This window comes from Gudongella oleilytica (assembly GCF_004101785.1).
Lineage (GTDB): Bacteria > Bacillota > Clostridia > Tissierellales > Tissierellaceae > Gudongella > Gudongella oleilytica.
Window position 1 is genome coordinate 1505516 of record NZ_CP035130.1, and the last position, 13101, is coordinate 1518616.

11 protein-coding genes, 1 pseudogene and 1 other annotated feature are annotated in these 13101 nt (G+C 41.1%); of the genes and pseudogenes, 2 read left to right on the forward strand and 10 right to left on the reverse strand.

Going from position 1 to position 13101, the window contains the following annotated elements:
- Window positions 1-46: 46 nt before the first annotated feature.
- From EC328_RS07220 to EC328_RS07230, 3 genes are read right to left on the reverse strand one after another with little or no spacing between them, the layout of a single operon-like run.
- Complete coding sequence (locus EC328_RS07220; RefSeq protein ID WP_128426147.1) at window positions 47-628, reverse strand: YdcF family protein; 582 nt, start codon at window positions 626-628, stop codon at window positions 47-49.
- A complete protein-coding gene (locus tag EC328_RS07225; RefSeq protein ID WP_128426148.1) occupies window positions 625-3108 on the reverse strand; it encodes a sensor domain-containing protein in 2484 nt (827 codons plus the stop codon). The genes EC328_RS07220 and EC328_RS07225 overlap by 4 nt, the downstream gene beginning before the upstream one ends.
- A gap of 59 nt (window positions 3109-3167) precedes the next feature.
- A complete protein-coding gene (locus EC328_RS07230) occupies window positions 3168-4061 on the reverse strand; it encodes a LysR family transcriptional regulator (RefSeq protein ID WP_128426149.1) in 894 nt (297 codons plus the stop codon).
- 99 nt (window positions 4062-4160) lie between these two features.
- Between EC328_RS07230 and EC328_RS07235 the strand changes: the two genes are divergently transcribed.
- Window positions 4161-5351 (forward strand): coenzyme F420-0:L-glutamate ligase, encoded by a 1191-nt coding sequence (locus tag EC328_RS07235; protein ID WP_128426150.1) that lies wholly within the window; start codon window positions 4161-4163, stop codon window positions 5349-5351.
- 168 nt (window positions 5352-5519) lie between these two features.
- Here EC328_RS07235 and EC328_RS07240 read toward each other — a convergent pair.
- From EC328_RS07240 to EC328_RS07260, 5 genes and pseudogenes are all read right to left on the reverse strand, one after another.
- A pseudogene (locus tag EC328_RS07240) lies at window positions 5520-6080 on the reverse strand (transposase); the annotation flags it as partial.
- 174 nt (window positions 6081-6254) lie between these two features.
- Window positions 6255-6680 carry a universal stress protein gene (locus tag EC328_RS07245; protein WP_128426151.1) on the reverse strand — a complete coding sequence of 142 codons (426 nt, stop codon included), beginning with the start codon at window positions 6678-6680 and terminating at the stop codon, window positions 6255-6257.
- 61 nt (window positions 6681-6741) lie between these two features.
- Window positions 6742-7365 carry a GntR family transcriptional regulator gene (locus EC328_RS07250; protein ID WP_128426152.1) on the reverse strand — a complete coding sequence of 208 codons (624 nt, stop codon included), beginning with the start codon at window positions 7363-7365 and terminating at the stop codon, window positions 6742-6744.
- A gap of 14 nt (window positions 7366-7379) precedes the next feature.
- Window positions 7380-9059, reverse strand: coding sequence for a 2-oxoacid:acceptor oxidoreductase subunit alpha (locus EC328_RS07255; protein ID WP_128426153.1), 1680 nt, complete (start codon window positions 9057-9059; stop codon window positions 7380-7382).
- A 13-nt stretch (window positions 9060-9072) separates the two neighbouring features.
- The gene (locus EC328_RS07260) at window positions 9073-9921 is read right to left on the reverse strand and encodes a 2-oxoacid:ferredoxin oxidoreductase subunit beta (protein ID WP_128426154.1); all 849 of its coding nucleotides are present in this window, start codon (window positions 9919-9921) and stop codon (window positions 9073-9075) included.
- 186 nt (window positions 9922-10107) lie between these two features.
- On the opposite strand from EC328_RS07260, the gene EC328_RS07265 reads away from it, so the two are divergent.
- The gene (locus EC328_RS07265; protein WP_128426155.1) at window positions 10108-11151 is read left to right on the forward strand and encodes a DmpA family aminopeptidase; all 1044 of its coding nucleotides are present in this window, start codon (window positions 10108-10110) and stop codon (window positions 11149-11151) included.
- A 45-nt stretch (window positions 11152-11196) separates the two neighbouring features.
- Here EC328_RS07265 and epsC read toward each other — a convergent pair whose 3' ends face one another.
- Together epsC and cysK are read right to left on the reverse strand one after the other, a co-directional pair.
- Entirely contained in the window at window positions 11197-11739 is a 543-nt protein-coding gene (gene epsC / locus EC328_RS07270; protein ID WP_128426156.1) for a serine O-acetyltransferase EpsC, read from the reverse strand.
- Window positions 11739-12656: a cysteine synthase A gene (gene cysK, locus EC328_RS07275; protein WP_128426157.1), complete on the reverse strand. Its 918-nt coding sequence runs from the start codon at window positions 12654-12656 to the stop codon at window positions 11739-11741. Before cysK ends, epsC begins: the two co-directional genes overlap by 1 nt.
- A 55-nt stretch (window positions 12657-12711) precedes the next feature.
- Window positions 12712-12944 (reverse strand) — a binding site (T-box leader).
- Between the last annotated feature and the right edge of the window lie 157 nt (window positions 12945-13101).

Sequence of the window (13101 nt, forward strand, 5' to 3'; positions counted from 1 at the left end):
GATCAGTTACACTATCAATATATGTTTATTCTCTCTATCAAACCTCCTACCAATCAAACACCATTGACTTTCCCAGCGCAAAGTATTCTCTTATCCAGGATGCTGCTTTTACACTTGAGGGCACCTCTGAAGGAAGTACATCTGCTGCGAAGCCAATCCTTTTGGCTAAAAGCTTTGATCTGTAAATGTGATATTTGCTGCTTATTATCAGGAATGAAGACTCCTCTGAAGCTCCATTTTTTCTGGCTTTCTCAATGCTGAACTCCAAATTTTCCTTTGTATTGGTTGATTTATCCTCAATAATAATCCTCTCAGATAAGACACCTTTTTTCTCAAGATACCTTCTCATAGCCTCAGCCTCAGTTATTGATTCACCCTTCCCCTGCCCTCCGGACACGATCACCATTGTGTGAGGGTTAGCTCGAAGGTATTCAACCGCCTTATCCAATCTTAAAACAAGTGATGGTGAAGGCATGTCGCCGTATAGCCTTGCTCCAAGAACGATCGCATAATCTGCATTATCAACCGGGGTATTTTCTATTTCACTTGATATCAAAATATGCATCGTCATAAAATAAATGAGTGCCAATATCAAAAATACACCGACTGATACCTTCAGCCTCTTCATTGTTTAACTCCAGCTTTCAGTAAAGCATCCACTGAAGAAGCATCCAGAGGTTTACTGAAATAATAACCCTGTGCTAAGTCACAGCCTGAATCCTTCAGAAAAATAAGCTGCTTTTCTGTCTCGACTCCCTCAGCCACGACCTTAATACCCAGCCTGTGAGCCAGGTCAATAACTGTCTTGACGATAAAAGACTTGTTATCGTCCAAGTCTAAGGACCAGACAAACGACTTATCAAGCTTTATGATATCTATCGGAAGCATTTGTAGATACGTAAGAGAGGAATATCCCGTACCGAAATCATCAAGAGCTATATGGATGCCCATATCATGAAGAGTTTTCAGTGCCTTAATGCTTTCTTCCATATCACCTATAACTGCGGTTTCTGTGATCTCAAAGACCACTCCACTATAATCGTTCCACTCACTCAGGTGTCGATCTACCTTATTAGTCCATGAGCTTTTACCCAGAGTATTCGCAGATATATTAATCGATATCTTGATATCTCCAAATCCACCTGACCTCCACCCTGAGCTCTGTCTTAAGGTCGTTTCAAGCACCCAGTCCTCAATTTTATCTATCAGTCCAGTCTCCTCCGCAAATGGGATGAAATCCATCGGATAGATCAGACCCTTTTGAGGATGAATCCACCTGATGAGCGCTTCAAATCCAACCAGGCTTCCATCTACCAAATTATACTGGGGTTGATATACCAAGTAAAATTCATCTCTTTCCAATGCCATTCTCAAATCACTTGTCAGTTGAATAAATGACCATGTCTTATCCTTCATATTGTCGTTATATATCAAATATCTGCTCTTTCCTCCAGTCTTGGCATATGACAAAGCAGTATCAGCATTTTGCATCAGAGTTTCGAGAGTATCTCCATGATCCGGGTAAACTGCAACCCCTATACTTGATGAAATCAAGAATTTATGATCGTTGTAGACCCAAGGCCTTCTAATAACGTCCATCAGTTCAGAAAGTCTCTCCCTTAGTTCTCCATCGTCGCTGAAGCTTCCCAATGTGAGAACAAATTCATCTCCTCCAGATCTGTAGACTCTGTCTTCAGGCTTGGCAAATCTCAGTAATTCATCTGCAAATAAACTGATAAGCATATCCCCGGCATGATGCCCCATCGTATCGTTTACTAGTTTAAAATCATCTATGTCAATGTAGATGGCGGCAAATTGCTTATTGCTATTGTTTTTTAAGGCATAGGACAGTTCTTCTCTGAATTTAGTCATATTGGGGAGATCTGTCAGTATATCTTTATATGCCAGTATCTCAAGCTTTTCCTCCATCGTTTTTCTCTCTGTGATATCAACACCTATAAAGACAAGGCTCTCTATATAGCCATCCTTCCAAACATAGGTGTTGCTAAACAACATGGTTTTTTCTGAACCGTCCTTTGCTATCACCTTGAGCTCAGCATTCGCCAAAGGTTCACCATTCATAAGTCCTGGCAGCATATCAACCAATTCACTCTTTTGAACATCATCGCCAAGGAAGTCAAATGCATTTTCCCCAACGAGCTCCCCTTGAGTGTATCCGAATATGCTCTCCGAGTATTGATTAAACTTGGTAATAAGTCCGTTTTTATCACAAACAATTATAGAAATCGGAGCCTCCCTTGATATGCTTTCTACCAAGCCTTGTTCAAGCTTCAGATTTTCCTGAAGCTGAAGCTGCTGGGTGATATCCGTATGTGAGCCTGCAAAGCTTTCAGCTTTCCCATCCTCATTCCTTACAGCCTTACCTCTGCTCAGGATCCATCTGTAAGCACCATCCTTAGCCCGGACTCTGAATATATTCTCATATATCCCCTCGCCGTTTTCTATATAGCTGTCAATAACCTTAACCCCGAAGACCAGATCCTCAGGATGGACAAAGGTCCTCCATTTTTCCATTGTATCAATATCTGCCTGTTCCGATTCAGTATATCCAAATTCAGGCTTTATTAGGGTAGATGTTTTATATACACCAGTTATGAGATCCCAGGTCCAAATACCATCATTGGCTCCAGCAACAGAAAGATCATACTGCAGCTGACTGTCCTTTAAGGCTTTCTGATAATATTCAAGCTGTTCGATTCTTTCCCTAAGCTCCGTTTCCGCTTTGCTAAGCCGATCATGGGACTCATCCAGCTCAAGATATCCCTGATATATCCTGTCGGTTGCAGCCTTGAAAAGCTGGAGCCTATTTCTGATCATAAAATAAAATACAGACCCTGAAAGTAGGACATAAACCCACCCCTTAATGGTCTGCATGCTTTGGTACGTCTGTGGATCGGCAATGAAAATGGAAAGCAATCTGTCTGAAAACAAAATCCAGGTAGCACCGATAATTATATATATTAGTATTACTCTGAGACTTTCACGCCAGGGTACTATACTATTCCTAAGCTCGTCAAAATGATGAGACAAGCTCCCGCCCTCATCAATTGTCTTATTTATTCTATCCAAATGTTTCCTATAAGACATAGCTGCCTCCAGAATAATTCATCCTATTTGTAATGGTATACCCATTTGTTCCATCATTATCACATTTTAGATGTCGATAGAATTATCTCAATGAATTTTCTTGCTGCAGGCGAAGGCTCTACACTTCGCAGTCTGCACACACCGATGCTTCTTTCAGGAATATTTTCAATGAGCTCAAGTTGAAATAGCCCCTCAGACTTAAGAAACTCCTCCGAATACTCCCTGACCACACATGACACCCCCAACCCGATTCTGGCAAATTGCAGCAAGAGATCGTGGGATCCTAATTCTATTTCTGGATTAATGTCTACACCCTTTGATCTGAAAAAATCCTCGACGTATTGCCTTGATCTGGACGAGGAGTCAAGCATTATCAATGGGAGTGATGAAACTTCTGAAAGACTTAACTTTCTTTCCTTAAGAGCTGAATATCTGTTCCCTGCTACAAATATGTCCTTTACCTTTTGTATCGGCTCGATTTCCAATGAATTATCCTCCAGAGGAAGATTAATGACTGCAAGGTCTATATCGCCAGACTTTACCAGCTCACCAAGCTCAGATGTAGTCCTGTTTATTATTTTCATTTTTATGGAAGGAAAGCTCTTATTGAAGCTCTCTAAATGCGGAAGCAGGAAGTATCTTGAAATTGTATCTCCAACCCCAAGCTTCAGATGCCCCTCCATAAGATTTTTGCTATCCTGTACTCTTTTTTCACCATTTATTATCAGGTTTATACCAGGGTTTACATGTTGAAACAGCAGCTTGCCCTCCTCAGTTAATACAACGCCCTTTCTTGTCCTTGTAAACAGTCGCACTCCAAGCTCAGATTCAAGAGCAGCTATAGACTGGCTAACAGCCGGCTGACTCATAAAAAGCGTATTTGCAGCCTTTGTAAAGCTTCCAAGCACTGCCACTTGATTGAATATTCTATATCCCTCAAGCTTTCCCAGCATATAACCTCTCCTTATACCAACTATATTTAATATCTATTTTACTTATATAATAACATATTATATACTTTAATCAAAGGTTATTATAAAGGAGAGATGAAAGTGGAAAGAATCGTTGGCACTGTCTCAAGAGGTTTGAGAGCACCTATTATAAAAGAGGGAGACGATATTGCATCTATTGTAGTTGAAACAGTATTGCAGGCAGAGGCTCAAGGAGAGTTCAGGGTCCAGGACAGAGATATCGTCTGTGTAACAGAATCTGTAGTTGCAAGGGCTCAAGGAAATTATGCGACAACAGAGGATATTGCCAAGGATGTCAGATCAAAATTTGGCGAAGAAACCTTCGGAGTGATTTTCCCCATCTTGAGCAGAAACAGATTCAGCATAATCCTTCGAGGCCTTGCTATGGGTGCCAGGAAAATAGTACTTATGCTAAGTTATCCGTCAGACGAGGTAGGAAATCACTTAGTAGACATGGATGTACTTGACATCAAGGGCATTAATCCATGGACTGATGTCCTGACTGAAGAGAAGTTCAGAGGGTATTTCGGCTTTAACACACACCCTTTCACTGGTGTGGACTATATTGAATACTATAAGTCGATCATGAAGGAATGTGGTATTGATTTCGAGATAATATTCTCAAACAACCCACTTACTATACTGGAATTTACAAAGAATGTCATTGCCTGCGATATCCATACCAGGGCCAGAACAAAATCACTACTTAAGAAGTATGGGGGTCAAAAGATATTCGGTCTGGATGATATCCTGTCGGTTCCTATGAATGGAAGCGGTTTTAATCAGGAATACGGGTTGTTGGGCTCAAACAAGTCTTCTGAGGACAAGATAAAGCTGTTCCCCAGAAACAGTCAACCAATAGTTGAAAGAATTCAAAAGGAAATCCATGATAAAACAGGAAAGATCGTCGAAGTGATGGTTTATGGCGACGGTGCTTTCAAGGACCCGGTAGGAAAGATCTGGGAACTGGCAGATCCCGTTGTATCACCGGCATATACCAAGGGTCTTGAAGGTACACCATCAGAGATCAAGCTTAAATATCTCGCTGACAATCAATTCAACCATCTGAAGGGAGAGGAGCTCAAACGAGCTATCTCTGAATATATCAGAAATAAAGATGAGTCTCTCGTCGGAAATATGGTATCTCAGGGGACCACACCCAGAAGGCTAACAGACCTAATAGGCTCACTTGCGGACCTTACATCCGGAAGCGGAGATAAGGGAACCCCTATCATATATATTCAGGGTTACTTTGACAGCTATATCAAATAAAAAAATGGCGCTCCATGAAGGAGGCCACTGAAAAACCTACGATTTTTCGACAGTCTCACAATAATGCAATAAAAAGATGCCCTAAGATCTGGAGTTTAAATCTTAGGACATCTTTTTGTTAAAATTAGGTATGCACTTTTTCGTTTTATACTCTATTTACATCGTAATTTTAGATGGAAATTTATTCTTCATATTTTCATCAATTTCATAGACTGATTTCCTAAGCTTTTTAGATATATCCATCAGACTTTCTTTTGGGGATTTCTGATTATACACAGCTTTAGTGTGAGTCGCATCAACGATAATATTTTTGCCTTTAATGATGCCTTTATCTATAGCAATTTCAACCGTTTTATTTACAAGCATATCTAAAAGATTCATATCTTTTAAACGTAGTTTTCGAAATTTAGTCAAAGAGCTGGATTCAATGACGTCATCTTCAGGTGCCATATTTAGAAAATATTTAAACGACATATTATACTTTGAACGCTCAACAACATCAGCGTCGGATAAGTCAAAAATTGATTTTAACAGTAAGTATTTAAACATTCTGATAAGATCAATTGCATTACGTCCATTATCAAGACAATATTTATCAATTAATTCGTTGTATATAAAGGAAAAGTCTATTAAATCATTTATTTTTCTTAAAAGATTGTCTTTTAGAACAATCAAATCATAAATGCCGCTATATGGACTTAAAATCATAGTTTGCTGTTGCTGAATCATAGTATAACCCACTTGATTTGATACCATAATTATATCACAAACGTGCTTGAAATACTTGTAAAATCGACACTTCAAGCCCTTCTACACAAAAGCAAGTCATAGGAAATTTGTTTTTCCCATGACTTGTATTCTTTCATCTTATGAACTTTTTCAGTGGCCTCCCATGAAGAGCGCCTATTTTACTACCAGGACTGATCTGTTTGCATAATTGAGCACCTTATTTGAGATGCTCCCCAGCAAGGATCTCGCTGAAATGCTCATCCCCCTGCGCCCCATAACGATAAGGTCTATATCAAGCTCCTCTGCAGTATCTATTACAACTTCAGCAATATCACCATTTCTTAATAGTGTATCAATTTCTCCAGCATAGCCTGCACATAGCTCAAGGGCATTGTTAAGTACTCTCTTTCCATTTTCGATATTCTTTTGACTGATATCAGTAGAATAATCCTGTTCAATAATATACGGGTTGTCTCTCTTACTATTGACTACTGTCAAAATAGTTATGTGACTTTTCTTCAATGATCCTATCTCAACTGCTTTTTCTACTGCCTTCATCGAATTCTCCGAGCCGTCCACTGGTACAAGTATCCTATCCATAATGCACCCCCTGATTTTATCTCATTGCCTTCACAAATAGTTTACCCTTGTTAATCAATAATCATTCCTCTTCAAGAAATATTTTAACTGCCTCGACAATCTCTTCTTCCCCAATGATTAAAAGAATATCCCCTTCTTCCATGGTGGCATAAGGACCAGGAGAAAGTATCGTCTCGTTGTTTCTCCTTATTCCGACGATTGTAGCTCCTGTATTTTGCCAGAAGTTGACCTCTCCGATAGATTTTCCTATCATCCTGCACTCCTTCGATATCTCGAGCTCAAATGGAGTCAGTGCTGTAGTATGACTCAGGATACTGCTTCTCTCGATTATCCTGTCAATAGTCCCAAGGATCTCCTCCTCGAGCTTTTGTCGTTTCTCTATTTGCTCAGTCAGTTTAATTCTGTATGAGGTAACACTTTCGATATTTTTGAATCTGTTGATATACTTGAAGGCCTTTTCTTTAGAAAGGACCGTAATACCACTTCCCTTGGAGGATTCAACGACTCCAACATCCTCCAGTATCTTAACAGCACGTCTAATAGTTTCCGGCGATACATTGTATGTACCTGCAAGAGTAGATCTGCCATAAAGTTTTTCTCCCTCTTCGTAAGTCCCTTTATAGATCGCATTCGCAATGTCAAGGGCTATCTTTTCATACCTTGGACTGGAATAGTTTTCTTCCATCTCTACACCTCGTTTTATAATTTCTTAGCTTTCAGATTATAGTAGCTCTGAACGATCTCTTCGCCATTGATCGCTCTTCCGTCATATTTTCTTATGTTACCCGATATCCTCAGGTCTGTATGCTCCTTAATAAGGCTTTCCAGCTGACCTGTGAAATTTTGCTCGACAGTAATTATGTTTCCTGCCTTCTTACCGAAGCTATTAAGCAGCTTTGTGGGGAACGGCCATATATCTCCGTAAACCAATGCTCCTGCTTTCTCGCCTGACCGATTAAGTTCTTCAACTGCCTCCTTCAATGCACCCCAGGTTGCTCCAAATGCTACCATCAACTCCTCAGGGTGTTCAACTCCAAAGTAGCACGGTTCCTGAAGGTCTTCCTTAATGGACTCCAGCTTTCTCATTCGTTTCTTCATCATATTAACTCTGGTTTCAACAGACTCATCTATGTTCCCGAATTCATTGTGTTCATGGCTGTCAACAAGGACCGTTTTATCACCACTTCTTCCTGGGATAAGCCTTGGTGATACACCTGAATCTGTGTACATATACCTCTTATACCTTCCTTCAGGAAGGTCGGCGGGATCTGTAATATGCCTTTCTATCGTCACTTTGTTAAAATCGAAGGGTTCAGTGGTTATCATATAGTCAGTCAGATATTCTTCGGTCATAAGCACGACCGGGATCTGGTATTTTTCTGCAATGTTAAATGCCCTTGCTGTCTGGTAGAACGCATCCTCAGGATTTCTGAGTGCTATGACCATCTTAGGGAATTCACCATGACCTGCATGTATTACGAATCTAAGGTCCCCTTGTTCTGTCCTTGTGGAAAGCCCGGTTGCAGGACCTGGCCTTTGGGCGTTTACTATGACCACCGGAGTCTCCAGAATACCTGCCAGACTCATGGCCTCGCACATTAAAGCAAAACCGCCTCCCGATGAACCTGTCATAGCTCTAACACCAGCATAGGCGGCTCCCAAAGCCATGTTGAGCGCTCCAACCTCATCCTCTATCTGATCCACGACTATTCCCATCTCTGATGCCTTTGAAGATATGTAGCTCATGACGCTTGTGGATGGTGTCATTGGGTAACCGCAATAGAACTTAACGCCTGCAGCAATGGCACCAAGGGCCAGTGCCTGATTCCCGTTTATTATTATTCGCTCATCTTTTTTCCCTGGAAGCTTTTGTCTTTCATCAACCAGGGAATATCCCCACTTCAAGGCATTAAGATTGACCTCCAGTATCTTACCGCTGAAGTTTTCTTTTACAACTTGCTCTGCGATCCCGATATCCATACCAAATATCTTTACTATTGCCCCGAAGCCTACAGTTGGAAATGTCTTCTGGTTCCCGGAGTCTCTGGATGCCTTCGCAAGTGGAAGATGGCAAATGTCCATGTCTGGAAAAATCTCATCATCCGCTATGATTACACCGTTCTCCTTGAGTCTGTCTCCATGATAATCAATTGTTTCTTCAGTAAGTGCAAATATCATATCCAGCTTTGACGAGTAGGTGTAGACGGGCTCGTCAGAAAACCTGACCTGCATAAAATTGTGGCCGCCCCTTACCATAGACATGTAATTCTTATATGTGAATACCTCGTAACCACTTCTTTTAATAGTTTTTTCAAGTAATAGAACGACCGTTTCGATTCCTTGCCCTGCCGCTCCACCAACCAAAATAGTATAGTCCATCTCTATCCCCCTCCTAAACAAAATCTGCCATCAGCTTTTCAGCATCAATAGGGTCGAGCCTGGAATCAACCAAAGCCGGTCCATTCTTAATAAAGGAGAATCTGTCCTCATAAGTCTCCCTTTCAACTTTGTACAGTATACCTGTAGGAATCCTGTCTTCAAACTCCAAAGCCTTCTTAAATGCAGCCTCAAAGTCTGTGTAGTCATGGTCTTCTCCAAGCTTATAAACTCTGTCTTTATACCACTGGAATGTATTGACCTTGTTCCATACGACACATGGCTGGAAGATATCCAAATGTGCATATCCTCTATACTTAATGGCTTCCTTCATAAGACTTACCAACTGGGGAATATCACCGGAAAAACCCCTCGCTACAAAACCTGCTCCCATTGTAAGGGATAGAGCTAATGGCTTAACCGGCTCAATCTTTACTCCCTCGAACTGTAATGTCGTTACCTGACCCATTGCTGTAGTGGGAGATCCTTGTCCTTTTGTAAGTCCGTAAATTTGATTGTCATGTACGAAGTGGGCAATATCTATATTCCTTCGAATAGTATGTATGAAATGATTGCCACCTTCACCATAGGTGTCACCATCGCCTGATTCGACAATAACTGTAAGATCCTTATTGGATAGCTTGGCACCTATCCCCGGTGGAAGCGCTCTGCCATGCAACCCATTGAATCCATTAGTGTCAATATAATGGGGCATTTTTGCAGCTTGTCCTATCCCTGTAAAGATAGCCACTCTCTGAGGAGGTATCTCAAGCTCCTCCAACGCCATTTTTAAAGCAGTTCGTATCATGTAATTACCACAGCCTGGACACCAGGAGGGGTCATAAAGCTTATATTCACAGTTCATTGGGTATACCTCCTTTTTTGCTACTTAACAACATTATATAGCATAATTCATTTTTCATACAGTATTAATTGAATTTTGTATTTTTTCAATACTTTTAGGAATTTGTATTGTAATGACTTGTTTTCAGCTATATGATTAAGATAGTTTTAGAAAAGGGAACTGATTACGAATCATCAGGAGGAACGTATGAATAAAAAATTAAGAGAATACGGAATCAATCTGGGTCATCTTCCAACCGGGAAGAATAATTTGATAACAGATGTGGCCGGAGTCAAGGTGGGTCATGTCACATTGGATTCAGGCAGTACCAAGACCGGAGTTACAGCCATAATACCCCATGAGGGAAATGTCTTCAGAGAAAAGCTTGTTGCAGCGAGCCATGTGATCAATGGCTTCGGAAAATCACAAGGCCTGGTTCAAATCGATGAGTTGGGTACAATAGAAACTCCAATAATACTTACCAACACACTCAGTGTTGGAACAGCTCATAAAGCTGTAGTAGGCTATATGCTTGAAGAAAACAGTGATATTGGTGATACCACAGGAACGGTCAATCCAATAATTGGGGAATGCAACGATGGAGTTCTAAATGAGATAAGAACACCAGCGCTTACTGAGAGCCATGTTCTGGAGGCAATAAGCTCAGCAGATATCATCTTCCAACAAGGAAATGTGGGTGCCGGAACCGGAATGGTCTGCTATGACCTTAAGGGTGGAATTGGTTCTTCTTCAAGAATTGTTCAGCTGGGAAATTCAGAGTACACTGTTGGAATACTTGTGCTCTCAAACTTTGGCTCCATGGAGGACCTTATGATCAGAGGGAACCCAATCGGAGAGAAAATAAAAGAGGAGCTGTCTCAGAAAGGCTCCGGTAAGGATAAGGGCTCAATCATGGTTATCGTTGCTACTGACATCCCACTAAGCTCACTTCAGCTTAAAAGACTCCTGAAGAGAACTCAATCAGGAATTGCAAGAACAGGTGGGTATACTGGAAATGGGTCTGGGGAAGTAGCAATAGGATTCACCACAGCAAACAGAGTTATGCACTACGAGGAGAGAGCATTTATTGATCAAAAAGTTATCCACGAAGATCTCCTGGATATGGTATTTAAAGCTACTGTCGAAGCAACTGAAGAGGCAGTTCTAAACTCACTGATAAGTTCAAATACTACAGTGGGAAGAAATAATAAAAAGATACTCAGCCTTAAAGACTTCATAGAACTCCTATAAGATTTTGACCATATAGTAAGGACCTCCGTGTGGAGGTCCTCCTTACTATATGGCATAGACGTAATGCTTTTCCTTCTTGTCAACTATTCTGGCAGGTGAACCTACGGCAGTAGCACCAGCAGGAATGTCAGTCAAAACTACTGAATTTGCACCAATCCTGGCAGCTGAACCAATTGAGACCGGGCCTAGTATCTTGGCTCCTGATCCAATTTCAACACCATTTCCCACTGTAGGATGTCTTTTGGTGCCACGGCTGCCTCCAACACCACCGAGAGTAACTCCATGGTATAGGGTAACGTCATCACCAACAATAGCAGTTTCTCCAATGACTACTCCCATTCCATGATCTATGAAAAGTCTTCTGCCAATCAAAGCACCAGGATGGATCTCAATACCTGTTATTCTTCTGGAATGCTGAGAAATAAATCCCGCTGCCAGATGGTGTCCATGACTGTAGAGATAGTGAGCGATCCTATGCCAGATAAGCGCTTTTATCCCTGGGTAAAGGAGAAACACCTGAACCAGGCTCCTGGCTGCTGGATCCTTCTTGAGAATATTTTTGCTGTCATCTATTAGTTGTTTGAGCATTATTCAACCCCCTTAAACAAATCGGTGGACAGATATCTTTCACCTGTGTCAGGCAGTACTGTGAGAACTTTTTTATCCCTGCCAAGCTCTCTTGCCATCCTAATGGATGCAGCGAGGTTCGCCCCAGAGCTGATTCCTGACAATATGCCTGCTTTCACTGCCAGGTATCTTGCCCACTGAAAGGCTTCCTCCTCGCTCATATCAATTATCCTGTCGACAAGCTCCAGGGACAAAATCTCAGGGATGAAATTAGCCCCTATCCCCTGTATCCCATGACCTGCTGGTGATCCTCCAGAAAGTAGAGGTGATTTTTCAGGTTGAACTGCTACAATAAGCAATTTAGGATTTCTAAGCTTTAAAACTCTTGAAACTCCAGTGATAGTTCCTCCAGAACCCACACCTGCAACGAATGCATCCAAGCTCTCCCCGAAATCTTCCCATATTTCCTCAGCGGTTGTTTCCATGTGTGCAGCAACATTAGAGGGATTTGTAAACTGACTGGGCATGAAGTAGCCTTTTTCTGCAACCAGCTCCTTTGCCTTCTCAACAGAACCATTCATCCCTTTTGATCCAGGTGTTAGTATCAGTTCAGCTCCATAGGCTTGTATTATTTGTCTTCTTTCCAGACTCATAGTTTCCGGCATAACTATGATAACTTTATATCCTTTAGCGGCCCCTATCATCGCAAGAGAAATACCTGTATTGCCGCTGGTTGCTTCTATTATTGTATGCCCGGAAGAAAGCAATCCTTTTTTTTCAGCATCCTCAAGCATGAATAGTGCAGCTCTGTCCTTTACACTTCCTCCGGGATTAAAGCTTTCAAGCTTGACGAATATTTCTGCAAGGTCCTTTTCTAAGTGGCCTAAATTGATAATTGGCGTCCTCCCAATCAGTGCTTCAATGTTCTTGTAGATCATAAATTATCATCCTTTCTTTTTAAAACAAAAAACCCCTGCCTCGTATATATACATATACAGAGGCAAAGGCTATCTTCGCGGTCCCACTCTGTTTAGGATAAACATCCTATCTCCTTCAGGTACTTATATACCTTAGTTCTGTAACGGGAACTCCCGTATAGGTCTACTATCGATTTCAACCTAATGCTCACTGGTGCACTTCAGGCAATCATGCTTAGGTATCTCTCACCATCGGTACCCTCTCTTTGAAGCCAATCTTACTCTACTCTACCAGTTCAATGCTTTTTTATTCAAAATATAATAGTATTATAACAGCTTATACAATAAAATCAATATCAATTTTCAAGTTTAATATAAAATCAGAAAATTACTATTGATTTTGCTCATGCTTTGATCCTTCCAAAACAAAATCCCAGAAGACCGGGTGTAGGTCCTCTGGGAAAAT

What these genes read in the sequence shown, in the direction of transcription:
- EC328_RS07220 (WP_128426147.1), bottom strand. Translation starts at nt 628, where the DNA reads ATGAAGAGGCTGAAGGTATCAGTCGGTGTATTTTTGATATTGGCACTC.
- EC328_RS07255 (WP_128426153.1), bottom strand. Translation starts at nt 9,059, where the DNA reads ATGGACTATACTATTTTGGTTGGTGGAGCGGCAGGGCAAGGAATCGAA.
- epsC (WP_128426156.1), bottom strand. Translation starts at nt 11,739, where the DNA reads ATGCTCAAACAACTAATAGATGACAGCAAAAATATTCTCAAGAAGGAT.
- EC328_RS07265 (WP_128426155.1), top strand. Translation starts at nt 10,108, where the DNA reads ATGAATAAAAAATTAAGAGAATACGGAATCAATCTGGGTCATCTTCCA.
- EC328_RS07230 (WP_128426149.1), bottom strand. Translation starts at nt 4,061, where the DNA reads ATGCTGGGAAAGCTTGAGGGATATAGAATATTCAATCAAGTGGCAGTG.
- EC328_RS07245 (WP_128426151.1), bottom strand. Translation starts at nt 6,680, where the DNA reads ATGGATAGGATACTTGTACCAGTGGACGGCTCGGAGAATTCGATGAAG.
- EC328_RS07225 (WP_128426148.1), bottom strand. Translation starts at nt 3,108, where the DNA reads ATGTCTTATAGGAAACATTTGGATAGAATAAATAAGACAATTGATGAG.
- EC328_RS07250 (WP_128426152.1), bottom strand. Translation starts at nt 7,365, where the DNA reads ATGGAAGAAAACTATTCCAGTCCAAGGTATGAAAAGATAGCCCTTGAC.
- EC328_RS07260 (WP_128426154.1), bottom strand. Translation starts at nt 9,921, where the DNA reads ATGAACTGTGAATATAAGCTTTATGACCCCTCCTGGTGTCCAGGCTGT.
- cysK (WP_128426157.1), bottom strand. Translation starts at nt 12,656, where the DNA reads ATGATCTACAAGAACATTGAAGCACTGATTGGGAGGACGCCAATTATC.